This is a genomic window from Terrisporobacter vanillatitrophus, from assembly GCF_051148895.1.
Lineage (GTDB): Bacteria > Bacillota > Clostridia > Peptostreptococcales > Peptostreptococcaceae > Terrisporobacter > Terrisporobacter vanillatitrophus.
Genome location: NZ_CP154625.1, coordinates 921362 through 947967, shown reverse-complemented (window position 1 = coordinate 947967; position 26606 = coordinate 921362). Strand labels below are relative to the sequence as shown.

27 protein-coding genes are annotated in these 26606 nt (G+C 28.0%); all 27 read right to left on the bottom strand.

The genetic code is table 11. From position 1 onward, the window contains the following. Positions 1–30 precede the first annotated feature (30 nt). Positions 31–300 carry a hypothetical protein gene (locus tag TVTCOM_RS04800; RefSeq protein WP_434798709.1) on the bottom strand — a complete coding sequence of 90 codons (270 nt, stop codon included), beginning with the start codon at positions 298–300 and terminating at the stop codon, positions 31–33. Next, positions 282–680 carry a hypothetical protein gene (locus TVTCOM_RS04795; RefSeq protein ID WP_434798708.1) on the bottom strand — a complete coding sequence of 133 codons (399 nt, stop codon included), beginning with the start codon at positions 678–680 and terminating at the stop codon, positions 282–284. The genes TVTCOM_RS04800 and TVTCOM_RS04795 overlap by 19 nt, the downstream gene beginning before the upstream one ends. A gap of 22 nt (positions 681–702) precedes the next feature. Then, positions 703–2292 (bottom strand): lipopolysaccharide biosynthesis protein, encoded by a 1590-nt coding sequence (locus TVTCOM_RS04790; RefSeq protein WP_434798707.1) that lies wholly within the window; start codon positions 2290–2292, stop codon positions 703–705. After that, complete coding sequence (locus tag TVTCOM_RS04785; protein ID WP_434798706.1) at positions 2264–3157, bottom strand: SP_1767 family glycosyltransferase; 894 nt, start codon at positions 3155–3157, stop codon at positions 2264–2266. Before TVTCOM_RS04785 ends, TVTCOM_RS04790 begins: the two co-directional genes overlap by 29 nt. 13 nt (positions 3158–3170) lie before the next feature. Beyond that, complete coding sequence (locus TVTCOM_RS04780) at positions 3171–4157, bottom strand: glycosyltransferase family 2 protein (protein WP_434798705.1); 987 nt, start codon at positions 4155–4157, stop codon at positions 3171–3173. Next, complete coding sequence (locus tag TVTCOM_RS04775; protein WP_434798704.1) at positions 4120–5112, bottom strand: glycosyltransferase family 2 protein; 993 nt, start codon at positions 5110–5112, stop codon at positions 4120–4122. The genes TVTCOM_RS04780 and TVTCOM_RS04775 overlap by 38 nt, the downstream gene beginning before the upstream one ends. A gap of 18 nt (positions 5113–5130) precedes the next feature. Then, the gene (locus TVTCOM_RS04770) at positions 5131–6318 is read right to left on the bottom strand and encodes a glycosyltransferase (protein ID WP_434798703.1); all 1188 of its coding nucleotides are present in this window, start codon (positions 6316–6318) and stop codon (positions 5131–5133) included. Further along, complete coding sequence (locus TVTCOM_RS04765) at positions 6290–7534, bottom strand: glycosyltransferase (protein WP_434798702.1); 1245 nt, start codon at positions 7532–7534, stop codon at positions 6290–6292. The genes TVTCOM_RS04770 and TVTCOM_RS04765 overlap by 29 nt, the downstream gene beginning before the upstream one ends. Positions 7535–7552: 18 nt before the next feature. Further along, positions 7553–8746 carry a glycosyltransferase gene (locus tag TVTCOM_RS04760; protein WP_434798701.1) on the bottom strand — a complete coding sequence of 398 codons (1194 nt, stop codon included), beginning with the start codon at positions 8744–8746 and terminating at the stop codon, positions 7553–7555. A 14-nt stretch (positions 8747–8760) separates the two neighbouring features. Beyond that, positions 8761–9861, bottom strand: coding sequence for a polysaccharide pyruvyl transferase family protein (locus tag TVTCOM_RS04755; protein WP_434798700.1), 1101 nt, complete (start codon positions 9859–9861; stop codon positions 8761–8763). A gap of 2 nt (positions 9862–9863) precedes the next feature. Continuing rightward, complete coding sequence (locus TVTCOM_RS04750) at positions 9864–10907, bottom strand: glycosyltransferase family 2 protein (protein WP_434798699.1); 1044 nt, start codon at positions 10905–10907, stop codon at positions 9864–9866. Next, positions 10873–12111 (bottom strand): glycosyltransferase, encoded by a 1239-nt coding sequence (locus TVTCOM_RS04745; protein ID WP_434798698.1) that lies wholly within the window; start codon positions 12109–12111, stop codon positions 10873–10875. Before TVTCOM_RS04745 ends, TVTCOM_RS04750 begins: the two co-directional genes overlap by 35 nt. Positions 12112–12293: 182 nt before the next feature. Further along, positions 12294–13427, bottom strand: coding sequence for a glycosyltransferase family 1 protein (locus TVTCOM_RS04740; protein WP_434798697.1), 1134 nt, complete (start codon positions 13425–13427; stop codon positions 12294–12296). Between the two features lie 12 nt (positions 13428–13439). Then, positions 13440–14489 carry an EpsG family protein gene (locus TVTCOM_RS04735; RefSeq protein ID WP_434798696.1) on the bottom strand — a complete coding sequence of 350 codons (1050 nt, stop codon included), beginning with the start codon at positions 14487–14489 and terminating at the stop codon, positions 13440–13442. A 15-nt stretch (positions 14490–14504) separates the two neighbouring features. Beyond that, a complete protein-coding gene (locus TVTCOM_RS04730; protein ID WP_434798695.1) occupies positions 14505–15392 on the bottom strand; it encodes a glycosyltransferase family 2 protein in 888 nt (295 codons plus the stop codon). Between the two features lie 3 nt (positions 15393–15395). Next, on the bottom strand, positions 15396–16502 hold the full coding sequence (locus TVTCOM_RS04725; protein WP_434798694.1) for a glycosyltransferase: 1107 nt from the start codon (positions 16500–16502) through the stop codon (positions 15396–15398). Then, a complete protein-coding gene (locus tag TVTCOM_RS04720) occupies positions 16468–17607 on the bottom strand; it encodes a glycosyltransferase family 4 protein (RefSeq protein ID WP_434798693.1) in 1140 nt (379 codons plus the stop codon). The genes TVTCOM_RS04725 and TVTCOM_RS04720 overlap by 35 nt, the downstream gene beginning before the upstream one ends. A gap of 3 nt (positions 17608–17610) precedes the next feature. Next, positions 17611–18249, bottom strand: coding sequence for an acetyltransferase (locus tag TVTCOM_RS04715; RefSeq protein WP_434798692.1), 639 nt, complete (start codon positions 18247–18249; stop codon positions 17611–17613). Positions 18250–18276: 27 nt separating this feature from the next. Further along, entirely contained in the window at positions 18277–19407 is a 1131-nt protein-coding gene (locus TVTCOM_RS04710) for a DegT/DnrJ/EryC1/StrS family aminotransferase (RefSeq protein ID WP_434798691.1), read from the bottom strand. Between the two features lie 20 nt (positions 19408–19427). Continuing rightward, the gene (locus tag TVTCOM_RS04705; RefSeq protein ID WP_434798690.1) at positions 19428–19889 is read right to left on the bottom strand and encodes a lasso peptide biosynthesis B2 protein; all 462 of its coding nucleotides are present in this window, start codon (positions 19887–19889) and stop codon (positions 19428–19430) included. Between the two features lie 15 nt (positions 19890–19904). After that, on the bottom strand, positions 19905–20600 hold the full coding sequence (locus tag TVTCOM_RS04700; RefSeq protein ID WP_434798689.1) for a CpsD/CapB family tyrosine-protein kinase: 696 nt from the start codon (positions 20598–20600) through the stop codon (positions 19905–19907). A 21-nt stretch (positions 20601–20621) separates the two neighbouring features. Then, positions 20622–21419, bottom strand: a complete 798-nt coding sequence (locus tag TVTCOM_RS04695; RefSeq protein WP_434798688.1) for a YveK family protein — start codon at positions 21417–21419, stop codon at positions 20622–20624. Positions 21420–21432: 13 nt separating this feature from the next. After that, the gene (locus tag TVTCOM_RS04690; RefSeq protein ID WP_434798687.1) at positions 21433–21708 is read right to left on the bottom strand and encodes a lasso peptide biosynthesis PqqD family chaperone; all 276 of its coding nucleotides are present in this window, start codon (positions 21706–21708) and stop codon (positions 21433–21435) included. Positions 21709–21719: 11 nt separating this feature from the next. Next, positions 21720–22313 (bottom strand): sugar transferase, encoded by a 594-nt coding sequence (locus tag TVTCOM_RS04685; RefSeq protein WP_434798686.1) that lies wholly within the window; start codon positions 22311–22313, stop codon positions 21720–21722. Further along, complete coding sequence (locus TVTCOM_RS04680) at positions 22306–24216, bottom strand: polysaccharide biosynthesis protein (RefSeq protein ID WP_434798685.1); 1911 nt, start codon at positions 24214–24216, stop codon at positions 22306–22308. The genes TVTCOM_RS04685 and TVTCOM_RS04680 overlap by 8 nt, the downstream gene beginning before the upstream one ends. A gap of 35 nt (positions 24217–24251) precedes the next feature. Further along, positions 24252–24935 carry a WYL domain-containing protein gene (locus TVTCOM_RS04675; protein ID WP_434798684.1) on the bottom strand — a complete coding sequence of 228 codons (684 nt, stop codon included), beginning with the start codon at positions 24933–24935 and terminating at the stop codon, positions 24252–24254. Positions 24936–25085: 150 nt separating this feature from the next. Next, positions 25086–26603, bottom strand: coding sequence for a BCCT family transporter (locus tag TVTCOM_RS04670; RefSeq protein ID WP_434798683.1), 1518 nt, complete (start codon positions 26601–26603; stop codon positions 25086–25088). Between the last annotated feature and the right edge of the window lie 3 nt (positions 26604–26606).

The following is a 26606-nucleotide window of genomic DNA, read 5'->3' as shown; positions in this document are numbered from 1 at the left end:
TTAAATACATTATGCCAAATATACCTACAATTATAAATTCATATACATTATATTTTTTATAGTCTTTTTCACATTTATTACCCCCATAAATTTCTTAGCTAATAGCATACCTATTATAAAGTCAAATATTCTGAAAAATGTACTAGTGTATAGGTTTAACTCATAATTTTTACTGTTATTAATAAAAACTATTATATTTTGTAACATTAATATTAATAATATAAAGTATAATGATTTTGTGCTCTTTATATTTTTTATTGATATTATAAGCGGAACTGCCACTATATATAATAAAAACAATGTAGATAAAAACCATGATAATCCATTGAATGGAAATGTTTGATTTTGTAATAACTTTGCAATAGAGAAAGATTCCAAAATGCTTTACTAATGAGTTCTATTATTTCAAATTTGCATATCCATTCCCATCTTATAATTACACTCATAACATATGTAATTAAATGTATTGGATACATCCTTTTCATCCGATTTATTACCCATACTATATCGTCATTTATACTCATTGATTTAATCCGATTACTGTAAGAATAGTATAAAACAAATCCTGATAACATAAAGAAAAATGTTATTGGAAATGTTCCTTTTAATAACAAACCCGAGTGGAATAAAAATATAGATATCATTCCTAATGCTCTAAAACCTTGTAGTGATCTTATCATATCTCCCCATCCTATACTTTAACTAATTTATAGCTAGTTTATTTTTCATCTTAGCAGCCATCGGTTTTATTATGTTTAGTAAGTACTTAAATTCTTCAGTTCTAAAGAAAATCACTATATAGCATAAATTTATAACCCCTACGCAAATTAGACCTTTTATAACTAAAGATAAAAACAAATTACTAACTACAACCAAATTACATATACTCGTAGTCAACACCCCAACTAATACAGTTAATACTACATAATATAAATATTTTCTAAAGTACTCCCACACACTTACCTCAAACCCATATTTAAATAATATTCTTGGTTGATTCCAAAATGGAACTATTAAAGTACTTATGGTAGTACCTATAAATACTCCTATCATACCAAACCTTTTCATCAGTATTATAGATATCATCAAATTTAGTATTCCTTCAATAACAGGAGCATACTTATCTTGAACAAATAATCCTGCATTACTTTTAAACGTTATAACTGTTGACCTCATTCCGCTAATATATAGATTTAATAATATAACCAAAAAAGTCCCCTTGCCTAAAAGTAATCCATCTTTTAACCACCATGTTATAAATGGTTCTAGCAAATTATATAGAAAAATAATACATAAAGAATATATCCAAAAATTCACTAAATAAGCAACTTGAAATACTGAGTATGTTTTTGTATTATTCTCCGTCGCTATTAAGTTCCCTACTCCAGCACTTATACCTCCCAGTATTGGTGATATTAAAGCCGTCAACTGACCTGTTATCATAGTATAGTTAGAATATAGACCAACTATAGTTATATTAATATAAGAAAGTAATATATTATCTGTTCCAGCAACACAATATCCACCTATATTATGTAAAAACATAGCCTTTACATTGGTTACTATATTATCTTTCACATCATTATCCAAACTATATTTTTGCTTTGTTTTTATATATGGATATCTCTTATTTACAATACTTCCATTAAATAATACTTGTACTAAATAAATTCCTAACTCTACTAATAAATAAATAATATAGTTTGATGTCATATACAATATAATTATCTTAGCAATAGTTGTTATCACTTGAAATACAAGATTTGCCGTTGATAGTACATATCCTTTTTGATCTGCATTTATTAACGCCCACTTATATGCTGTAATATATGAAACCATATTTTTTGCTACAAATATAAAGTATACTAATGTAAGATTTGATATGCTATCTACTCCCTTTGCAAATCTTCCAATCATAGGATATATTATGATACTTAAAATAAATATTATTAATGCTAAAATTCCATAAACTTTTTTATATAATTGTACCAAAGATATTATCTTTGGTTGATCATTTTCTGCTAGTGGCTTATACAGATTATATGTAATACTAATGCCTATACCACCTTCTATTAGTACCATCATAGATAATACATTTGTTAATAATCCATTTACTCCTAAATATGCTGTTCCTAAGCTATCAATAAATACTTTTCTAGATAAAAAACCCAAGAGTATTATCACCACTTGAGAAAATATACTAATTGATATATTTTTAATTGCATTCTCAGTTCTCATATTTACCTCTCTTTTTAATAGCTCGTTATACATTACATATAATTTCACTAACATATTTCTTATCATTTAAATCTTCAACTATATCTCCACCATCAATCTCTCCTATATATTTATGTTTTACTGGTTTTTTTTCTATAGATCCATTCAAAAACCACTCATACTCAATATCTATATGACCTATATCTAATGCATGGTATCCTAATTTATTTAAATCATAAGCTAATACTGTAGCTGTTGGTCCAAGTGCTATCAGTATAATTTTATTTCTTCCTTTTTCTATCGCTAATTTTAATATGTCATCATATTTATCATAAGCATTTATTGATGGACAAATTATTCTTTCTATTGTTTTAGAGTCTTCAAACAAATCATTGCCTATGCCTAATCTACTTTTTTCTCCCTCTATAATTAAAACTTCTTTGTTTTTCCATATTGATTTAACTTTCTTAAAACGTTCTTTTACCAAGTATTTATCCTTAATATCTATATATAATCTAGTAACTTGAGTATTATAATATATTTTTTTCATATCTATTATTTTATATATTTTGTGTCTATTTAAGTTTAAGTACTTAATCCAATATAGCTTAGAAGTATCTGTATATTCATCTAGGCCTTCAAATATATTTGGTAAACAAACAATGTGATTTTCTTTATTACTATGTAATATTTCTCTTAATCTTTTGGCTAGTTCTTCATTATATGATTGAAACTTTAAATTTTCTCCTTTAATAAGCGAGAGTTCTCCATCTCCATAACGACTCATAGATATTTCTTCATTAATAATTTTTTCTAATGTCTCATCAGTACCTTTTACCAGAGGATATCTTTTTGACACTATATTTTTATTATAAAATCCAATAAACATATTTTTAATAACCAGTAACTTATAATATATTTTTAATAGTACCTTTTTCATTTTATTTTCCCACCTATCCAACTTTATTTATAACTATCTTATACATAATCGGATGTATTCTATGTAGTGTTAGTAATATTTTAACCGTATATGGATATTCTTTTATTCTTATAGCCCTTTTATAATATTTTTTTAATATATTACTCACTTCATAATATTTTTCCTTATGGGAATTAAATTGATTATTTTGTGAAATAAGATTTAATGCTGACATACAACTATTAACTAACTTTAACGAAACTAAATCTAATAATTTAGGATATTTCATCTCCATAAACTTATACATTTTATCGTATACTATTATACCATCTATAGATATATTTTTTATTGCTCTATCCATGGTACTATCATCTCTTTTTATATAATTATACTTTGCTTCTCCTACGCACCCTACAGCCTTTGCTTTATCAATTACTTTATATGTAAAATCTGTATCTTCATACATTATACCTTGTGAAAATCTGACTCCTTTAACCAAATCTCTTTTTATTAATTTTGTCCATACTACCTCATCATATAATTTACCTTCCAACATAGTTTTCATAGCTTCTTCTTTAGTATGTATAGTTAAAGGATGACCTCCATTTACTTGTTTTCTATTTTTAAAATGAATAACACTTGAACAATTTGCTATTTCACAATTATGATTATTACAAATATTATATAGTATCTCATACATATCTGGCTCTATCCAATCATCACTATCTACAAATCCTATATAGTAACCTCTTGCAATATCAATTCCTTTATTTCGTGCAGATGCTTGTCCCCCATTGTCTTTATGAATTACAACTATTCTATCGTCTTTCCTAGCATACTCCTCACATATATCACCACACCTGTCCGGTGATCCATCATTAACTAATATCAATTCAAAATCTTTGAACGTTTGTGCCAATATAGAATCTATACATTTATATATATATTTTTCAACCTTATATACAGGCACAATAATACTTATTTTAGGATTCATAACTTTTATTTCTCTCCACTTTTTCATAATTTTCATAAATATTTGTAGCATATTTCATCAATGATATAATTATTTTTTCTTTTGTATTAAAATACTTATTATTTAAAATACTGTAAATTTTTATTGTCTTCTTAAAATCTTTAATCAGTTTATTTTTTTCAAAATTTTGTTCTTTCAATAATTCTAATTGTCGATAACTATTTAGCAATGCCTCTATATAATATACTTCTGATTTATTTATTAAATATTTATCTCCTAATTTGTAGAAAAACTTCACTCTTTCTGATAACGCATACACTGAATCTAATTCTTTTATATTACAACTAGAATTCATAATACTACCTTCTCTTTGTCTATAGTTATATAACTTATTATTCAAATAAATTACCTTTTTTGATTTATATATAAGTTCATTTATTATAAATGCATCTTCATATATTCTATTCATTTCAAACTTTAGGTTATCAAATAATGTCTTCTTAAATAATTTATTCCATACAACTATAAACTGTGTACTTTTATTTGAGTAAATTTTCTTTAATGCCTCAATCTTTGATAACGTTTCACATATATGCTCATTTGATTCCTCTATTATATTTAGGCTATTATCCGAATATACTTTTTTATAGTCACAAACACACATATCTCCATTTTTAATTTTAATATTATCAAATAATATCTTGTACATATTTAAGTCTATCCAATCATCACTATCAACAAATCCTATATAATCACCTCTTGCAATATCTAAGCCTACATTTCTTGCACTTGATATTCCTCCATTATCTTTATGAATTACTACTATTCTATCATCTCTCTTAGCATATTCATCACATATATTACCACATCGATCTGGCGATCCATCATCAACTAATATTAATTCAAAATCTTTAAACGTTTGCTCTAATATAGAATCTATACATTTATTTAAATATGTTTCCACCTTATATACAGGTACAATAATACTTATTTTAGGATTCATACTACACTCCCCCACCTTTTATCCTATATAATCAAATAATTTATTAATTTCTTTAACTGTATCTAATTCATCACTTAACAAGTTATTTACAAATATCTCGCTCTTATGTTTATCTTCAATTAAGATTTTTATATTTTCATATAAACTATCTTCACTACAATCACTAATCAAACCATTGTATCCATTTTCTATTTGTTCATATGCTCCTATAAAATTAGTTGTCACTATAGGTTTATTTAAACATTTAGCTTCTGCCAATGTTAAACAATAACCTTCATGTCTAGATGTCTGAACATATATATCTGCATCCTCAATATACGGATATGGATTGGTCTTAGCTCCCATTAAAATAAATTGCTCCTCCAAATTATAGGTTTTAATTAATTTTTCATAATCTAATCTACTATTTCCATCACCTACACAATACCACCTAACATCAAATCTTTCTTGCCTTAATTTTTTCAATGTTTCTATAGCTAAGTCTTGTCCTTTTTCTACTGATAATCTTCCAACTGTAACTATCTTAGTACCATTATAATTATCATCTAATTTAATATTATCTTTAGCCATTTCTTTAATTAAATTTTTAGATATGATATTTAGAAATACATCTGTTTTTTCTTTAATCCCCGGTATTACATCAATTAATTTATTCTTCCCTTGATTTGAAACTACAAATATCTTATCGTATTTTTCATATAATTTTTTATACAGTTTCTTATTAAAACTATGCTTAGAAACATCAAAATGCACCCAAGATATTTTCTTATCAGCCTTTACTTTATTAGCTATGTAGTAATCAATTATATCTGTAGGTCCCTGATAAGATATTGCGACATCATATTTAGTTCCATTTTGTAAAACATTTTTCATTGCATTTTCATAATATATATATCTATTATCAAAATACTTATCTATTAAATAGCAAACTATAAATTTCACTATATTTAAATATTGTTTTTTTCTAAGGAATGATTCTACTATCTTATATGGTGAGTCCATAGTAATTGATTTAACCGTTTCAAACCATTGTGCTTCTTCAATCTTAATATAAGATGGTACATATTCTAAAAATCCTCCACTTTTATCCAATAATAAAAGAGTTATTTCATACCTGTCCTTCGGTATACATGATAATAATGAAAGAAGTGATTTTTCTACTCCACCTATATTCATACTAGTTATCATAAATAATATTTTTTTCATTGTTCACCACCATATCTCTTTCATCTACTTCTATTATTCTATATAGCTTATTTATTTCTTCTGATAAATCCACTTTAGATTTTTTCAACTTTAATTTGATTTCATTACTTAATTCTAAGTTTTCTAGTACTAGTTTAATATTTTTATATATACTATCTTCGCTAATATCCGCTACTAACCCACATCCAGTTTCTATAAGTTGCTCATTCACGCCCGTAAAATTTGTTGCTACTATTGGATTATTAAAGCATCTAGCTTCTGCTAAAGTTATACAGTATCCTTCGTGTAGTGATGGTTGAACATATATATCACAATTTTTCATATATGGATATGGATTTGACTTTGTTCCCAGTAAAATATAATCATTCTCTAACTTATATTTTTTTATTAATTTTTGACACTTTTCTCTTAGTCCTCCATCACCTATACAATACCATCTTACTTTGTAACCGTCTGATTTAAGTCTAGCCAATACAGGTATAGTTATATCTTGACCCTTTTCCCATGCTAATCGTCCAACAGTTAATATTCTACTCCCATTAAAATCATCTTCAAACCCACTACCATCATGTGACATTTTATCTATTATATTCTTTGATATTATATTATAAAAAATTTCTGTTTTATTTTTTATACATGGTACTAGTTCATCTAGTTTTTCTTTCCCTTCTTTTGATACTACAAATACTTTATCAAATTTTTGATACCACTTAGTTGCAAATTTCCTATTAAATCCACACTTAGTAACATCAAAATGAACCCATTGAACTTTTTTCTTAGCCTTTACTTTATTTATAATAAAATAACTAATAAAATCCATTGGACCTGCATATGCTACTGCCATATCATATTCTGTATCTAGGATAGGTGAGTCTTCTAATAAAAATTTATATAATGAAGACATCTCGTTATTTTTTTTGTACTCTATATATTGTTTAATCATATTTGTAGACTTTGAGACTTGTCCTTTTAATAAAAATTTTAAAGCTGATCTATGCAATGGATATTCCATTATTATTTTCATTTTTTCATAATCATCTACATATCTAACTTCAACCCAATTCGGTATATTTTCTAAAAAATCACCATTTTCTTCTAACATCAACAATGTAACATCATATTTTTCACTATTTATCTCTTCTAGCATGTTCAGTAATGCTTTTTCTGTTCCACCTATATTCATATCTATAAGCATAAATAATATTTTTTTCTTCATAATTCTACTCTCTCAAATTTATTGTTTTATCAGACTATAAAATTTATCAATTTCTTCTACATTCCCTTTTTTCTCTGATTTTAAATAATCACTTATTGAATTCCTTAGCTCTATATCAGTAATTATTTTTTCAATCCCCTTAGATACAGCTATACTATTAATATCTACAACTATACCATTTTTACCATCTATCATCTGATTATAAACAGCATCAAACCTCGTTGTAACTACTGGTTTATTAAGCATTCTAGCCTCTGCTATAGCAAGTCCAAATCCTTCAAACTGAGATGTCTGAACATATATATCACAATCTTTTATATATGGATATGGATTTGCCTTTACTCCTAATAAAACAAATTCTTCTACTAAGTCATTTACTTCAATACTTTTTTTAATTTCTTCTTTCAGGCTTCCTTCACCTAACACATACCATCTAAACTTAATTCCCTTATCTTTAAGTATTTTGCATGCCTGTACTGCTATATCATATCTTTTACCTTTAGCTAATCTACCTATGGTTAATATTCTTAAGCCTTCAAACGAATCTGTATATCCATCACTTAATAACGACATATTATATATTAATTGATAGTTATTTATATCATATATAACTTCCACCTTATTTTTATAATCAGGAAATGTACTTATAAATATATCCTTTGCTGAATTAGAAACTGCCACAATTTTTTTGTACTTATCATAAAACCTTTTTTGAAATATTTTATCTTCTTCTAACAAATAATAACTTGTATTAACCCAAGTAAATTTATTCTCTGCATTTACTTTTTCTGCAACATAAAATGTAGATATACCTTGAGCATAACTTATTGCTATGTTATATTTTTTTGAATTATTTTTAATAGATTTTGAAACATTTTGCCAATAAATTCGAGCTATCTGAGAATGTGTATATTTTCCTTTACGTATTCTAATTGAATAGTGAATTCTAGATGATAAAGGTTTAAAATCCAAATTTTTAATAGAGTGAATTATACCTTTTTTTAGTGACATTTCAGTAAACTTAGTATATTTTAGCGGTTCTAATAAATTAACTTCTTTTGGTATTAGACTTTCTAATATACCACCATAACCAAATAATTGAAGGTCTACATTATACTGTGAATAATCTATTAAAGACAACAATGATATTAAACTTTTTTCTGCGCCAGCACAATGTAATGAATCAATTACGAATAATATATCTTTTTTCATCAAACTATCACCCCCTACATTAATTTTTCAAATTCATCTAGTTTTTTAAACTGATTTTTTGCCTCTTTTGAAATTTCACATAAATCAGCTTTATTATTAAGCGCATTTTCTATGATATCATTGTCATACAAGCTATCCAAATTCTCCATATGAACTAGTATCTGATTTAAATTTATATCTTTTAGCATATTCGTAGTCTTATCACTGTATATAACCGGAAGTATACCAACTTGGCATAATAAACCAATTATATTAGCATGAAACCTAGCTGCTACAAATAATTTTAATTTTGATATTAAATTTATAGCTTCATCTAGATTGCCTTTATATTCATATATATTTACTTTATTTAAAGTTTCTTTCGATAATTTTCTTTTTATATTATTAATTGCTCTTAAATCGCCTTCACTTTCACAAAATGACATCAATAAGCAATCATATCCTTTAGATACTACTAATTCAATGGATTTAACTATACTCTCAATATATTTTTCATTGTATTGATACAATCCCTTCTTATGTGTAACATCTATGATTGAATACCCAACCACATCTTTTTTATTATTTTTTTTATATTTTTTCACATCCATTTGAAATACAATATCTGGTGCATATCTTACATTTTTTAAATCTTTAAATAAATTATAGGAATATAAATCTCTAAAACAGACATCCTTACATAATTTATAAAAATCTCTATACTCATAAAAAAATTCATCTGTTTTATACGGACCAAAGTTTGATCCCATTATGAATACTGGTTTATTCATCTTTATAAATTCTGTTACCATTTTCATCCTATCTTTATATAGCGATTGATGATAATCTTCTTCTCTAAATATAGAGCCTCCTACAAATATTAATGCATCATATTCTTTTGATAAAGATTCGTAGTCAGTTAGATAATCTTTTAATCCAAGCTTTTGAAATATTTTATTAAAAACAGTATATTTTCTTCTTGTAATATTTTTATATTTAGAAATAAATTTATCATAATTCCTTCCTACATAATTTACAGTTATCTCACTGTTAGGATATCTTTCTGACAATATATGTAAAAACAAGTCATCACCTAAATTAAAAGACAAGTATATATCCACAAATATTTTTTTCATATCTACTTCTCCATAACTAATTTTTTATCTACTTTTATGTTGTTTTTGAAGCACCTCAATATATTTAAAAAATAACTATACATTATAGCAGCTAATATACAGTTATTTTTTAAAAAGCAGATACAGGGCTTATTTAATTTACTATTTGTTTTAAAACTACTTTTATATTGTTTTATATAATCCAAAGATATAACTTGTTTTATACTCTTTTCCACATTTATAATTCCTTTTTCTTTAATTTTTATAGACTCTGAATCTATTATATTTAAAATTGTACTTTGTAACCTTTCACTTATAATCTTATTTATCTGGTTCTTATCAAATTTATTAAATAATAATATTTCATCAATATGTTTACATACATCTATATAATTATTTATATAGTCTTTTGTCACATTTGCACTGATACTATATTCATTTAATCTATTATAGTTATATAAGTAATTATTTATAAATCCGAAATCATTGCAATAACTACAATATTTCAATACAAATATTAAATCTTCACTCATAAATATATTTTTGTCCATTGCGATATTATATTTATTTATAATTTCCTTTCTAAAAATCTTGCTCCACAATACACCACCAGTTCCTTTAAGAACCTTCATCATAAATCCTTGCCTATCTAATAGTTTATTATCATCTGGAAAATCAGTATAATCTATAGTTCCATATATTGAGATATCTTTATAACCACAACATACAACATCATATTCTTTTTCTTCTATTTTATTTACCATAAGTTCAACATAGTTTTCATTTATACTATCATCGGAATCTACAAACATTAAATATTTACCACTTGATACTCTTATTCCATTATTTCTGGCTTGAGAAGGACCACTGTTCTCTTGCTTTATATATTTAATACGACTATCTAGTTTTTCTAGCTTAGTTATTATTTCATCACTGCTATCTTTAGATCCATCATTAATTATAATTATTTCTATATTTTTATAACTCTGATTAAGTATGCTCTGTATACATTTTTCTATATACTTTTCACTATTATAAACCGGTACTATCATACTTACTTTCTTCATTGTCATATCCTCCACACATTATGGTATACAACTTATCTAGTTCTATATAATTGCTATAATCAGTTTTTTGACAATAACTCGACATGCTTTTTCTCAAATCAGAATTTAAGTTTAGGTATTCTATTCCATCTGCAATTCCCTCAATTGATAAATCAGTTATATATCCATCTACCATATCTTTCACCTGAGAATATGCAGTTGTATAATTTGTTAACATAACTGGCTTACCTAATATCTGAGCTTCTGTAACAGTTACTGCCTTTCCTTCATACCTTGAAGGTTGTGCATAAATATCACAATTTTTCATATACGGATATGGATTAGTCTTTTTACCTAATAAAATAAAACTATCTTCTAGGTTATTTTCCTTTATTAAATTTCTATACAGCTCTTCATCTCCACCATAACCAATAATATACCACTTGATATTTGTATAACCTCTATCATGTAATATCCTAAGAGCTTTTATGGCATTATCAAATCCTTTAGCTTCAGAATATCTACCTACAGATATCACCTTAAATACATCTTCTTCTACTACTAAATCATCTATTTTCTCTTCTGCCAACTTTCTTACAAAATGAGGTGATGTAATATTTTCTATTACTGTTACCTTTTCTCTAAGTGATGGATACTTATTTAAAAAAGCATTCTTACAATCCTCAGATACTGCTGCTATGTAATCAAATTTATCCCACATACTAAGATCTATATCTACATCCGTATCTAGCTTAGAAAAATCTGTATGTATCCATGCTATCTTAGTATCTGCATTCACCTTGTCTGCAACAAAGTAATGTGGCCACAAATAGCTTATAGCTATATCATAGTATTTCTCCTTTTGTGGTAAAAATCTAAGGCAATATTTCCACATATACTGCATTTGAATATATCCATAGTCTTCTAAATTATTCTTGTATCCTTCTTTCTTTGCTTTAGATCTAGCTAGAAGTCTTGATATAGCAATATCAATATTTCCACTTTTTATAGTTTCAGCTATGGATAATCTAAATGTTTTATATTTTTTATCTTCCTTCAATAATTTTGGTTTCTTAGGAAGCAAATTAAACAAATCACCACTATGACTATATAGCATTAAATCTACATCATAATTATCATAGTCAAAGTTATCTAACATACTTATTAAACTGCGTTCTACTCCACCAATTTCCATATCAAAAGAAGAAATTAGTACTTTCTTCATAAAATTACACTCCATTTTTCTTTTTTTATACATATTTATACTACTTATTTTAGTTATTTTGTGTAATTATAACTATCGCTCAATTTAGTATATTTTCTTATACTATAGTATACCTTTTCAATAAAAAAGTGCCTCTACTAGACTGTCTATATCTAATACTGCACTTTAAGATTGAATTATAACTAACTGACTTTGTATATTTCCTTATCATCTATATTGTAAAGTTTCATCAATTTATAAATACATTTATCAGTTGAGTATTCCTTTTCTTCAAAAGATTTTTTTATCTTATTAATATTTCTTTCTTTAATTCCTTTGACTTTTAATATTTCTTGTGACCATTTTTTCACTCCATCTGATAAGTTTAATTGATTTACTAATCCTAAGTCTAAATCAGCCTCTGCTTGTATTGCTTCTGATACTATACAAGGTAATCCTGTCGCTTGAGCTTCCAGTAAAACTAACCCCAATCCCTCAAATATAGATGGAAAAACAAATACGTCCATACTATGTAACATTACATTTATATCTTCTCTTATTCCCACAAATCTCACACTACCATAAATGTTATATTCTTTAGCTAAAGTTTCTAACTCTATTCTCAATCCACCATCACCTACAAGAAGTAATTTTATATCTATATTATGTTCTTTCATATATTTAGTAATTTCTAATAGAAATTTATGATTTTTGGACTCTTTAAAAGTTCCAATATGACCAATTACTATGCTATCTTTTAAATTTTGTTTTTCTTTAAATATCTCTACCTCTTGTTTTGGTTCTTTTAACAAATCCTCGTAATTTATTAAATTCGGAAAGTAATTATGTTTATTTTTTTTAATTTCTTTATCTCCAAATAAATATTTTCCTGCTTCTTTGCTACAAGCTAAGGTATTTGTTGAGTTGTTATTAATTAAATACCTCATGGATTTTATATATATCTTTCTTAATAAGCTACTACTATCATCTTTAGTTGTATGAGCATGAACTATTCTTACTTTAACTCCACATTTTTTCGCTGCTAACATTGCTATTCCACTATTGAACAGAGTATGAGCATGAACTACTGCATAAGGTCCATTATCATTTATCACTTCAATTAATTCTTTTACTGAGTTAGATTTAGAAATCTTAATCACTTTTCCACCTAACAACTTTATTTCTTCATCATAATGAGCTTCTGCCTGGCTAAATGATACAAAATCAAACTGTATTTTATCTCTATCTATATTCCTATAGAGGTTCATCAACATAGTTTCTGTTCCACCTCTATTCATAGCTCCAACAATATGTAGTACTTTTTTTTGCTGTTTCATACTATATCTCCTCTATATTCCCAAAATCACACTTGTATAATTTGCACCTATTGACAAAACATACTCTGCATACATAAATCCAGAATACCCCAGTAAAAATGCATAATATATTAGACGTCTCTGCTCTTTTATATCTATACTTTTTATTATGTAAGGAAGTAGAACAAGTGTATAAGGGATAAAGTAATATGTCATTCTTGCAAATATCCAGTTGTATAATGACAATGCCATAATAAGCATATTTACAATTGCTAAATTAACAAATATATCGCATTGTGGAAATATCTCTCTTAATCTTTTTCTTTGAAGATATGCCATTACTACAGGTACCATCGCTATAACTGTTCTGATTATATTAGAACCACCTTCATCAAACTGAGAATACTCTCCAAACTTTGTTCCATCTAATAATTGAAACATTAGGTTCATTATTGCACCGCCAAATAAAGTTACTATTAGCATAATACCTATAGTTTTTACAAAGTTTTTTGACCAACTCTCACTATTTACTATGAAGTATACTGGTATCATTACCAATGCTGAGTTATGTATAGTACTCATAATTAAAGTTAATATCAAATAAGGTGTAAATTTTCTTTCTATTAAAAATCTAGTCCCCAACAACATAATAGAAGCTGCCATTGCCTGTCTAATACCATTCATAGTTGTAAGAAAGTATCCTGATGCTATATACATAAATAACTCCAACTCAAAATAACTAGAATATTTTCTTAAAAACCAGATATTTATCCCTTGTGTAATAACAGAAGTAACAATTAACATAAATTGTGGATCTACTGATATATTAGTTAGCATAGTCAGAAAAAATATAAAGCCTTTTTCATATCCATCTTCTCCCACTGTCCCTTTAGCTATTAATCCGTATGTATGCTTATACATACCTGTATCTCCTATATCATCTCTAAATGCTGAAACTGTTATAAATATCATCATTATCAATATAAAAAATATAAATATTGGTTTTTGATTTTGCTTTTTAGTGAATCTAGAAGCTACACCTAATATATATGTAGATACCAATGTTCCATAAAATACTCCCACAACTATTCCTCCAAATTAATTATTAGCTGTATTTTCCATAACATATCTGTATAAAATGTATCCTATTGGCACAGATAGTATTGTTAATAGCTTACAAGGACTTTCCTTTATAAATTCTTTGTTCTTACTAATAAAACTACTCGATACATAATGAATATTCTCTTTTATCTTAAAAAATAAAGTACTATTTTTGTTTTTCATATTTTCTATTCTATAAAAGGCAAACCCCCTAGGATTTCTTCTATATTGTCTTAACATATTTCTAGAAGAACCATCATCCATATATTCAACTATACAAAGTACTTCATTTAAAGTTTTTAACTTATATTTTTCATCTAACTTATAATACTTATACGCCAAACCTACGTACTTTTCTCCTTCAAACAAAGGATAATGATATTCTTTAGTTAACTCCGTTCTGTATACTAGCTTTTTATCCCCTGATATTTTATGTTTATTATTAACTTCAAATAAAGTAGTCTCCTTCATTTCTTCCGGAAATATTTCTCCTATTACATTTCCAGCTTCATATGAATCTAAAGCTATTATCCCAGCTAAGTCATCTCTTTTATTTTCATTCCAAAAGTTTATAATTTTTTCAACAGCATCGTCTGGCATATAATCGTCCGAATCTATACACACATTTAACTCTGTATCTATAATTTCATAAGCAGTATTATGTGCTCCATGCATTCCTTGGTTCTCTTGATATTTATATCTAATTTCTATTTTGTTTTCTTTTATCCATTGATTAACTAATTCTCTAGTGTCGTCACTAGAACCATCATCAATAATTAACCAAACAAAATCCTTGCAACTTTGTCTAACTAAGCTGTTATAACATTTCCCTAATGTATATGCTCTATTAAAAGATGGTGTAAAAATTGTTAAAGATTTCGTCAAATATTACACCTCCCCATTTACAAGATTATATATTCGCTCTAACTTATAACAATATGTATCTATTTCATAATCTCTATTAATTATATTCAAAGAGTTGTGTCCAAATATTTTCATCTTCTCTTCATCATCTTTAAGCTCGTCTAATTTATTGATGAAATTATCATATGCTCCTGGTTCTATCAAGTATCCATTATTTCTAATAATTTCATCTATACTTCCTACATTCATAGATACTATAGGCTTCTTAAAGCTCATAGCTTCTAATAATACCATAGGCAAACCTTCATAAAGAGATGGTAAAAAGAAAATATCCATTAGAGGATAAAAATTGTATATGTTATCTTGATGTCCTGTAAAAATAAATATCTCTTCCATATTTAATATTTTAACTAATTCTTTAGCTTCATTATCTTGGTCTCCACTTCCCACCATAAGAAAAATACAATCAACAAATTTATCTTTATATCTACCCACATTCTCTATGAAAGGTATGATTCCTTTTTGTTCTGAAATTCTTCCTACAAAACCTAGGACTTTTTTATCTTTTGGAATACCATACTGTTTATATATTTCATCTTTATTTACTTTACTTTTTTTTGTAATTTCTTTTACTTCTATAGCATTTGATAGTACTGAAGTATTTTTAGAAGTTATATAGTTAGTATATTTAGCATAGAAATCATAGACTAACTTTCCACATGCAATATTATAGTCATATCTTTTTCTAAATATTGAATCTATAATTTTATTTTTATTATTGCTTTTTAACCAAGGGTAACAATTATGTATATGTGAAACTAATTTTATATCTAATCTATATATCAACTTAGATATATAACTAACTATAGAAGCAGTATTGTCATGGGCATGAATAATATCAATATGATTTTCTTTAGCTATTTTGCTTACTTCCTTAGCACTTTTAAATATACTATTATTAAAGTCTACTGCATAAGTTCTTATACCTTTATCTTCAAATATATCTTTTAAATTACCTCCACCACATATAACTACTGGCTTATAATTTTGTAAGTTTTCACATATTATAAGTGCTAATTTTTCAGCACCACTTAATTTATCCATTGGAAGTACATGCAAACATTTCTTCATCACCATACACCTCCAATAACTCTCCTACCACATTTTCCACAGAATACTTCTTCACCCTATCAAAAGCACACTCACTCATCTCACCAAGCAACTCTTCATCACTCATCAAGGTGTTCAGTGCATAATAAGTCTGCATATAATCTCCAAACTCTACTAAATATCCATTTTTCCCTTCATCAATCAAATCTCTAATCCCACGAATATTAGTACCAATCACAGGTTTACCAAATGCCATCAACTCCATAATATTCCTTGGTAATCCTTCTCTATAAGACATAAGTAGTCCCACATCAGCACAACTTATAATCTCATTTATATCTGTTCTAAACCCAAGCATCTGAATTACTTCACTTAAGTTTCGTCTTTCTATTTCTTCTTCTATAAAATTAAGTAAAGGACCATCTCCTGCACATAGTACTTTTACACTTTTTTCTTGTTTAACTAACTGTTCAACAGCATTAATCATTTGTTCATGATTTTTATTTTTATTTACTTCTGCAATCATAACTATTACAAAATCATCTTGTCTTAAACCAAATTTTTCTCTGCATTTTTGCTTATCATATAAACTTTGATTATAATAGCCTAAATCTAATCCAACACCATTTGTATTGTGTACTTCTTTTATACCAATATGTTGGGCTTTTTTATAATCTTCTGAATTAATAGTTATTGCCACATCCGTAAATCTAGACATCAATCTTTCTATAGGATAATAAATTACCCAGTTAATCCATGATGCTCCTTCGAAGAAGTGAAAACCATGAACTGTATAGATTGTTTTTAACTTAGGAAATTTTATTTTTAGAAGTCGTCCATAAACTGATGCCACTGGTGTATGAACATGAACTATATCATAGTTATTTTTTTCTTGAATTTTTCTTAACTCCCTAAAAGCTTTTATATTTTTAGGGTGAAGTGGATTTCTACTAAAGGGTATATCAAAAATGTTACTCCCTTTAGACAGAATCCTTTCATCTACTTTTAAATCAATTGCACATGCACAATCTACTTTATATCCCTCATCTATTAATTTTTCTATATGAGGAATAAGAAATGCATTTATTGTTCTACTTACCGTAGTCACATATAGAATCTTTTTCATTTTTTACTCCCCAATATATCTTGAAGGAACGCCTACAGCAGTTCTATTTTCTTCCACATCTCTAATAACTACTGACCCTGCTCCTACATAACTATTTTTTCCTATTTCTAATCCTTGGATAATAGTAGATCCACTACCCAAAGTAGCTCCTTGTCTTATACGTTCTGCTCCTGATACATTTACGTTCCACAGTAGCGTTACGTAATCTTCTATTATAGTGTCGTGACCTATGCCACATTTTGGGCTAACTATTACATGATTACCTATTGTAATATCTACTGTCATAATAACTCCTGGATAAATAATACTTCCCTCACCAATTTGTATACTACTATTCATTCTGACTGAAGGGTGAACCAAAGTAGCATATTTTATATTTTCATTAGTCAAATATTTAACTAAATCTTCTTTTACGTAGTTATTTGCTATTGCAATAACAACATATATTTCTTTATCACTTGAATTTAAGTATCCCCTATTACCAATTACCCTATGTCCATTTATAATTTTACCAATCAAGTCTTCCTTGTCATCTATAAACCCCAATAGATTCCACTCTTTATTGACTTTATTGATATCTTCAACTATTAAAGCAGTTTCACGACCTGCTCCTCCAGTACCTATTATTACTAGATCTTTCATTGTAGCCTCCCCATTAGGCTTTAATAATTATTTTAGAGTGTTTTTTACAATGTTGATGACTCTTTGCAAATCCTCATCTTTCATCTTCGTATCTGATGGTAGACATACACCCCTGTTAAACAAGTCTTCACTCACACTTTCCCCTTCACATGAGCTAAAAAACTTGTATCCCCTAAACACAGGTTGTAAATGCATAGGATTCCAAAGTCTTCTTGATTCTATATTCTCCTTACCAAGAGCTTCAATAATATCACTACAACTAACTTTTGAGTCCCCACTCAAAGTTATTACTGATAGCCAGTAGTTTGGTTCTTCATATATTGGCATCATTTCTATTTCTTCTATATTATTGAACCCTTCTTTATAAGTGTCATATATATGTTTTTTTTGTTTTACTCTTTTATCTAATACAGTCATTTGACCCCTACCAATTCCTGCTACTATATTGCTCATTCTGTAGTTGTATCCTATTTCACTGTGTAAATAATATGGTGCATTGTCCCTTGCTTGAGTTGCCCAAAAAAGTGCTTTATCTGTATACCTTTTGTTGTTTGAAATCATCATTCCTCCCCCCGAAGTTGTGATGATTTTGTTACCATTAAATGAAAATATGCCTATATCTGCCAGTGTGCCCGTATACTCCCCTTTGTACTTGGCTCCTAGAGATTCTGCTGCATCTTCTAAAATTGGCGTATTATATTCTTTACAGATTTTTCTTATGGCATCATAGTCTGCACTTTGCCCATATAAATTTACTACTACTACTGCTTTTGGCAATTGTTTATTTTCCATTGCATCCTCAAAAGCTTTTTTTAGAGCTATAGGATCCATGTTCCACGTTTTGTAATCACTGTCTATAAATACTGGAATAGCACCTTCATAAATTATTGGGTTACAACTTGCTGAAAACGTTAATGACTGACAAAATATTATGTCTCCTTTTTCCACGCCTAAACATTTTAAGCCTAGATGAACTGCAGCTGTCCCACTAGTTAAAGCTGTTGCACTTTTGATTCCTGTGTATTTGCATATATCTTCTTCAAATCCATTAACATTTGCTCCCAATGGCGCTATCCAATTTGTTTCAAAAGCTTCTTTTATATATTTTTCTTCTTCACCACTCATATGAGGTGAAGCTAAATATATTTTGTCCCCCATAACGTAGTACCCCCATATTCTTATTGCTTACAAAACTTAGCTACTGTGGCATAATTACTACCATCGCCACCTGTTATAAATAATTCTCCACATCTAATCCAAGAGTGCGCTTTCATATCGTTCTTATCATCCTTATTTACCCCTAAATACAATGTAGAGCTTACTTTTCTTCTTTTTAACATTTTTTGAACTGTCATTGATTGTACTAAACACAAGCTTTCCCAAGGCGTGTAATTACAAGTATTTATCACTGCATTTCCAATTTTTCTTGCTATTTTATAATCTTCTATACTAACTTCTTTTGCTGATTCTTCGTTGTAAGTTCCCAAATTAGTCTTTATTTTTTTAAAAGGAATATTTAAAACTTTAAACCTCATTATTCCACTTAAAATAAAGGCTTCTGTAAATAAAATTTTATCTTCTATACTAAATTGAAATAGTAATTTCCATAGACATTTAAGTAGAACAAATATCTTTTTCATATTTTCTCTCCACATTTATCTTCTTTTTCTTCTTTTAAACATACTCTTTTTTGTATTTTCTTCCTCATAGTATCCATAATAACTATATACTTTATTGCCTTTTACCTTAAATTTATTTAGTACTACACCTACTAAATTTGCATTTATTTTTTCTAGTCTTGATTTACTTTCTTTCACTTGTTGTTTGTCCACTTCTTTTGATGCAGAAATTAATAGAACTCCATCTGTTTGTTGGGCTATAATACATGCATCATTTACTCTTAAGAGTGGTGGTGAATCTATAAATATATAGTCATACTTGTCTTTTAATGAGTTCATAAAATCTTTTGTTCTTTCTAATTCTAAAAACATAGAAGTATTACAATGTATTGTTCCACAAGTTAATATGTCTAAATTATTTTGTTTATTTATACATTCTTCCAAATTTTTTCCATTGTAGATTATGTTTGATAATCCCATACTACGCTTACTTATTTCAAATTGTGTGTTTAGACCTTTTTTCCTAAAATCACAATCAATTACTATTATTTTTTTGTCTTCTAATTCAGAAAAACATCTTGCAATATTAGCTGTTACTGTACTTTTTCCTTCATCCATTTCTGCACTTGTAATTAGTATGTTCTTCAAAGTTTCATCTACTAAAATAAAAGTTCTAATACTTCTATATGCTTCATTTAATTCATAATTTCCATCATCATATTTACCTATCATAAGCTTCTCCCACAGGCTATACTAATCTTCTTGTATACTTGTTTTTTTATTTTTTTTCCCTTTTGTATTTTCCTTTTCATAAGGTATAACACCTATTACTGGTAATCCCCAGTACTTTTCTGCATCATCTGGTGTTATAACTTTATTATTTAAGACTTCTAGTAACAATACTACAAATATTGCCAACGCTATGCCTATTATTGTGAAATTTCTAAAAGTATTTATTTTTTCTGGAGTGTTCACATAAGGTTCAGAAGCATCATATATAACCTCTACACAATCTAACCCTATAACTCTTTTTATTTCATTATTAAAAACTACTGGCATTTCATTTGCAATTTTTCGAGCAGTTTCAGAGTTAGCATTTTCTACTGTTATATCTATAAATTCTGGTATATTTTCTTGAGGTAAAACATTTATACTTTTACTCAATGTTTCATAACTCATTTGTAAGTCTAAATTGTTTATTAGCTCCATAATAGACCTCTTTGATACTGCCAATGATGAATATTTTTCGGCTATACTTTGATTTAAAGTTGAACTTTCTAATGATGAAATTGATGAGTATGGATTATATTCTTCTTCAGATTCAGAGCTTTTATTAGACTTCTTGCTAGAAGACTTACTATCTTTTTTTGTTTCTTTATTTATATTAATTCTTACAGATACAGTAGATGTATATGTAGGTATATATGATTGTTTCTGTTTATATTGTAAGAAGCCTCCACCTATCATAAAAAGTAATATTATAGAAATTATTACAAGTTTTCTTCTTTTTATGATATCTATATATTCTGCTAAATTTATTGCTTCTCCCATTTTTTCCTCCTGACTAGCTTATTGAAATTATTTTAGAATCATTTAACTTTTCTAAAAACTCTAGAACATTTTCTTCACATTCATTTCTATTTGTATCGTACTCTTCTAATAATGAATCTATTATTTTATTAACTTCTATAGGTTCTTCTATTAGTTGCCAAATTCTACTTCCCACACTATTAAGGGAAAAGTATCTTCCTTCTTCTAGATCCATCATTACTAAGTCTCCATTTAAATCAGTAGTATCTATATCTTTTCTATGAGAAACTATAGTATTTATACTTATCATCTTACTCCTCCTTAATTGTTTCCATTAAAATTTTCCATTGTTGCGTGTCCTTCTTGACTTATACCATCTTTTTTTACTACTTTGTATATTGTCATAAACAATATTTTTATATCTAGCAGAATATTGAATTTTTCCACATACTCCACATCATATTTTAATTTTTCACTCCAGCTTATGGAGTTTCGCCCGTTAATCTGTGCTAACCCAGTTATTCCCGGCTTCATATTATGTCTTTTATTTTGTTCATCAGAATATAATTCTAAGTATTCCACCAGCAATGGTCTTGGCCCTACCAGACTCATTTCCCCCTTTAATACATTAAATAACTCTGGTAGTTCATCCAAACTGGTACTTCTAAGTTTTTTTCCAAAAGACGTTAGTCTTTCTTCATCTGACAAAACTTCTCCCCATTTATTCCTTTTGTCCAGCATACTTCTAAACTTCATCATTTCAAAGATTTGTCCATTTTTACCTGGCCTTTGTTGACGAAATATTATTGGTGAGCCTAGGTTCCTATATACTAAAAAGCTTACTAGTAAATAAACTGGTGATAAAATAATTATTCCAAATAAGGCTCCCAAAATATCTATTATTCTTTTAAGCATCAAGTGAAAGTGCAACTTCCTCCACCTCACTTTTTCTAAAGATATAAGTAGGTACAATACTCTTCATCACATACCTAACTTCATCTTTGTCTTCTCTCTCTGCCACATCTTGCAAATCTTTCAACCTATGAAAAAACTCCCCTTCGTCAAATTCAATAGGTTGTCCCACATGAATTTTATCTTTTCCTGTGTCTCTTAAACCTTCTTCATTCATAAGTATTTCTTCATATAACTTTTCACCAGCTCTGAGTCCTGTGAATTCAATCTTTATATCCACATCCGGCTCCAAACCACTAAGTGAAATAAGATTTTTTGCCAAATCGAGAATTTTCACTGGTTCTCCCATGTTTAGCACGAATATTTCGCCACCCCTAGCGATTGTTCCTGCTTCCAATACCAGTGATACAGCTTCTGGAATTGTCATAAAAAATCTTGTTATTTCTGGATGAGTTACTTTTACTGGTCCTCCTTCTTCTATTTGTTTTTTGAATAGAGGAACTACAGAACCATTACTTCCTAAAACGTTTCCAAATCTTACTGCTACAAACTCTGTTTCACTACTTTTGTTTAGAGTTTGTACTATCATTTCGCAGCATCTTTTACTTGCACCCATTATATTTGTTGGATTTACTGCTTTATCTGTGGAGATTAATACAAATCTTTTTACCTTGTATTTTGCTGAAAGCTCTGCCATGTTTAACGTTCCGAATACGTTGTTTTTTATGGCTTCACAAGGGCTATCTTCCATAAGAGGCACATGTTTATGTGCTGCAGCATGGAATACTATTTCCGGCTGGTAGTTTATAAAAATTTCTTCCATCCTGCTTTTGTCTCTTACTGATGCAATCAAAACCTTTAAGTCCAGATCATTATATTTTCTTATTAATTCTTGTTGAAGTTCGTATACATTGTTTTCATAGATATCTACTAAAATCAACTCTCTAGGATCTAATGAAGATATTTGTCTGCAAAGTTCTGAGCCAATGGAGCCCCCTGCTCCTGTTACTAACACTTTTTTCCCCTTTAAAAAGCGAAGTACTTCTTTGTCTCTGATTTTTACACTTTCTCTTCCTAGTAAATCTTCTATGTCCACATGTCTAATGTTTTTTATGCTAACTTTTCCATCAATAAGTTCATAAATTCCTGGTATTGTTTTTATTTTGCACTTTGTTTTCTTGCAAATTTGCATAATCTCTTTTTTTCTTTTTCTTGTTATTTTAGCTATACTAAAAATAATCTCATCAATTTCTAAATTTCGTGCTATTTTCTCTATATCATCAGTTGTTCCTATTACAGGTACATTGTAATAAGATTTTCCTAGCTTATTTTCATTGTCATCAATTATTCCCACAGGATACATATTAAGCTGTGGATTTTCAAACATTTCTTTTAAAATAAGATTACCCGCTGAACCCGCTCCAACTATCAATACTTTTAATCTATTTTCCATATTTTCATTTAACCTAAAATAAAGTATTGCTTTTCTTCCTGTTCTATATAAAATTCTTATACTACACATTCCCACATGAATAAATAAGGCATTTATTACATAGAAAATTCCATCATAGTTAATTCCCTCTATTTTTAAAATAATAAAATACGAAAAAGTTGAGATTATAGTAGATAATAAGATCATTATGATTTCTCTGTCCACACTGGTAGACCATAATGTTCTATAAATTCCGGAGATTGAAAATATTGTTAGAAATACTATTATCATTGTTAGTAATGGTAATAATATATTATGTTGCGAATAAGAAATTTTAGTGGTAGCTGATAAAGATATGATAAAAGCCCCTATAAAGATTATGGTGTCAGATATTAGTAAGACCCCCTGTCTATATCTAAAATCACCATACTCCTTGCTGTAGTAATTGATTTTCTCTAAAATTTTAGCCCCCATTTAGCCATCTCCCCATAAACAACCAATCCATACCCCTACAAATTAGTTATCATCTTTTGTTCTGAAATATTTACATTTGTCATTTTATCTACTCTGAAATAAGTTGTTTCATTATTACTATCATTAGCAGATATTAAGTAATAATTTTCGTGATCATTTAACATACCTATTGGCTTAATTTTTAAACATTCCCCCTCTTTGTCATTGCAACCTAGCTCCTGATTGCAGTTGTCGTAATAATAGTTAAAAGTAATTTTTTTATTTTGCATAATTGCTTTATTAATAAGATCAATATTGCTATAAATCCCCTCATTCATAGTTTTAGAAGTCTCATCAATAACTACATTACTTTCAACAATCCTACCCCTGTAAATAAAATTAAGTGTACTTATTTTTTCTAGAAGTTCTTCCGTTTTTTTCTTGGTGATAAATTTGCTAGATTTTACTGAATCCATTAAAAGTTTTAACTCATACTCATGAAAAAAAAAGTCATAAAGAAAATACCCCTCTTTTTCTTTATCATAATCACTGACTTTTAAACCAATCTGCCTCATATCTTTAATATAAGCATACATAGTTCTTCTGTCTAAGGTTATACCAAGCTTTTCTTTCATATATTTGTTTATTTCTTTTATGGATATGGAAACATCTTCACTAGAATAAGTTCTCAAAATATTAATAAAGGTGCAGAATTTAATATTATTGCTTACTTTTTCCATATAAATCCTCCCATAATTACCGATATAAAAAAGCTTATATATATTTTCGATTATAAATGGAAAACTTTGCTAATTTATATCTAAGTTTATTATATATATATTCAAAAAAATGTACAACTAAATTGTACATTTTTTTGGACATGATTCGTTCTAACTTTTTCGACATTTTTCTTTTTTGAGTTCCTTAATTAAAGCAATTCCAATGGCTACAATAACGAAGGCAAAAGGGAAGGACACCACTATGGCGAAGCGTTGGAGTATATCCAGCCCTCCTAACATTATAAATACAATGGCAAATAAAGCTTGAATAATTCCCCATATTATTTTATTTATGTTCTTAGGATTTAAGCTTCCTCTAGAAGTAAACATACTAAGTACATATATGGCTGAGTTTGCTGAAGTAATAAAAAAAGTAAATAATAAGAATATGGCTGTTATGGAAAATACAAATCCACCTTTATAGTGAGAAAATACTTTAAACAAGCTGGTATCTGTACATGTGATTGCTTCTTTTGCAAAGTCATAACCTAAATTCATACCCATCATTCCAAAAATTACAAACCAAAGCATACATATAATAGAAGGAATTATAATAACTCCTAAAATAAATTCTCTTATGGTTCTTCCTTTTGATATTCTTGCTATAAAAACTCCCACAAAAGATGACCAAGAAATCCAATAAGCCCAGTAAAAAATTCTCCATTTGTATACCCATTCATTACTAGTAATAGGATTTATAAATAAACTTTGTGACACAAAATAGTTAATATAATCACCCACACCATTTACAAATGTATTCATAATTTCTGAAGTAGGCCCTACAAAGAAACATCCCACAACAAGAATAGTGGCTAGGGTTAAATTTATGTTTGATAATTGTTTCATTCCTCTGTCCAATCCACCAACAGCTGTATATATGTAAATTACTGTTATTACTAATATAATAAGAAGTTGAAGTTTGAAAGTATTTTTTATTCCAAATAAATACTCCACTCCTCCTCCAATTTGCATAGTTCCCAGTCCCATAGATGCTGCCACTCCTATTACTGTAATAAAAATAGCAAGCACATCTACTATTAACTTTATATAATTTTTGTATTTATTATTTTCCAAAATAGGATCTAAAGTAGAACTAATAAGTCCCTGTCTTCCTTTTCTAAATTGAAAATAGGCCAAAGAAACTCCTATAACTGCATAAGAAACCCAAGACATGACACCCCAGTGAATAAAGCTTTGCTCTATGGCAAACCTAATTGCATCCTCGCTTCCACCTACTGCATTTAGTGGATTAACAAAATGGCTCATAGGCTCCCATGCTCCAAAAAACACTAGACCTATACCCATTCCAGCCCCAAACAGCATGGAAAACCACACTACATTGCTAAACTCTGGCTTGTCGTTGTCCTTTCCCAGCTTTATATCTCCATACTTACTAAAGGCCAAATACAAAGAGAAAATGAAAATTCCCAGCATAAGCATAAGATACATGGGACTAAATTTATCTACAAGTACATTGAATAACTTTGTTGATATGTAATTAAATTTCTCTGGAAATAAAATCCCCACAGATACCACCGTGGCTGTTAATAATAAAGAAAATATGAGCACATAGTTTCTGTTTTTCTGTCTCTTTATCCTAGTTTTATTGTTTACTGATCTTAAAAACATATT

Excerpts from the sequence above, each read along its gene's own strand:
- TVTCOM_RS04760 (WP_434798701.1), bottom strand. The coding sequence starts at position 8,746 with ATGAAAAAAGATATATTATTCGTAATTGATTCATTACATTGTGCTGGC.
- TVTCOM_RS04705 (WP_434798690.1), bottom strand. The coding sequence starts at position 19,889 with ATGAAAAAGATATTTGTTCTACTTAAATGTCTATGGAAATTACTATTT.
- TVTCOM_RS04740 (WP_434798697.1), bottom strand. The coding sequence starts at position 13,427 with ATGAAACAGCAAAAAAAAGTACTACATATTGTTGGAGCTATGAATAGA.
- TVTCOM_RS04725 (WP_434798694.1), bottom strand. The coding sequence starts at position 16,502 with ATGAAGAAATGTTTGCATGTACTTCCAATGGATAAATTAAGTGGTGCT.
- TVTCOM_RS04790 (WP_434798707.1), bottom strand. The coding sequence starts at position 2,292 with ATGTTAGTGAAATTATATGTAATGTATAACGAGCTATTAAAAAGAGAG.
- TVTCOM_RS04770 (WP_434798703.1), bottom strand. The coding sequence starts at position 6,318 with ATGAAAAAAATATTATTTATGATAACTAGTATGAATATAGGTGGAGTA.
- TVTCOM_RS04785 (WP_434798706.1), bottom strand. The coding sequence starts at position 3,157 with ATGAAAAAGGTACTATTAAAAATATATTATAAGTTACTGGTTATTAAA.
- TVTCOM_RS04710 (WP_434798691.1), bottom strand. The coding sequence starts at position 19,407 with ATGGGGGACAAAATATATTTAGCTTCACCTCATATGAGTGGTGAAGAA.
- TVTCOM_RS04750 (WP_434798699.1), bottom strand. The coding sequence starts at position 10,907 with ATGAAGAAAGTAAGTATGATAGTACCGGTTTATAATAGTGAAAAGTAT.
- TVTCOM_RS04700 (WP_434798689.1), bottom strand. The coding sequence starts at position 20,600 with ATGATAGGTAAATATGATGATGGAAATTATGAATTAAATGAAGCATAT.
- TVTCOM_RS04720 (WP_434798693.1), bottom strand. The coding sequence starts at position 17,607 with ATGAAAAAGATTCTATATGTGACTACGGTAAGTAGAACAATAAATGCA.
- TVTCOM_RS04670 (WP_434798683.1), bottom strand. The coding sequence starts at position 26,603 with ATGTTTTTAAGATCAGTAAACAATAAAACTAGGATAAAGAGACAGAAA.
- TVTCOM_RS04675 (WP_434798684.1), bottom strand. The coding sequence starts at position 24,935 with ATGGAAAAAGTAAGCAATAATATTAAATTCTGCACCTTTATTAATATT.
- TVTCOM_RS04795 (WP_434798708.1), bottom strand. The coding sequence starts at position 680 with ATGATAAGATCACTACAAGGTTTTAGAGCATTAGGAATGATATCTATA.
- TVTCOM_RS04755 (WP_434798700.1), bottom strand. The coding sequence starts at position 9,861 with ATGAAAAAAATATTTGTGGATATATACTTGTCTTTTAATTTAGGTGAT.
- TVTCOM_RS04765 (WP_434798702.1), bottom strand. The coding sequence starts at position 7,534 with ATGAAGAAAAAAATATTATTTATGCTTATAGATATGAATATAGGTGGA.
- TVTCOM_RS04685 (WP_434798686.1), bottom strand. The coding sequence starts at position 22,313 with ATGCTTAAAAGAATAATAGATATTTTGGGAGCCTTATTTGGAATAATT.
- TVTCOM_RS04775 (WP_434798704.1), bottom strand. The coding sequence starts at position 5,112 with ATGAATCCTAAAATAAGTATTATTGTACCTGTATATAAGGTGGAAACA.
- TVTCOM_RS04695 (WP_434798688.1), bottom strand. The coding sequence starts at position 21,419 with ATGGGAGAAGCAATAAATTTAGCAGAATATATAGATATCATAAAAAGA.
- TVTCOM_RS04780 (WP_434798705.1), bottom strand. The coding sequence starts at position 4,157 with ATGAAAAAGTGGAGAGAAATAAAAGTTATGAATCCTAAAATAAGTATT.
- TVTCOM_RS04680 (WP_434798685.1), bottom strand. The coding sequence starts at position 24,216 with ATGGGGGCTAAAATTTTAGAGAAAATCAATTACTACAGCAAGGAGTAT.
- TVTCOM_RS04690 (WP_434798687.1), bottom strand. The coding sequence starts at position 21,708 with ATGATAAGTATAAATACTATAGTTTCTCATAGAAAAGATATAGATACT.
- TVTCOM_RS04745 (WP_434798698.1), bottom strand. The coding sequence starts at position 12,111 with ATGAAGAAAGTACTAATTTCTTCTTTTGATATGGAAATTGGTGGAGTA.
- TVTCOM_RS04715 (WP_434798692.1), bottom strand. The coding sequence starts at position 18,249 with ATGAAAGATCTAGTAATAATAGGTACTGGAGGAGCAGGTCGTGAAACT.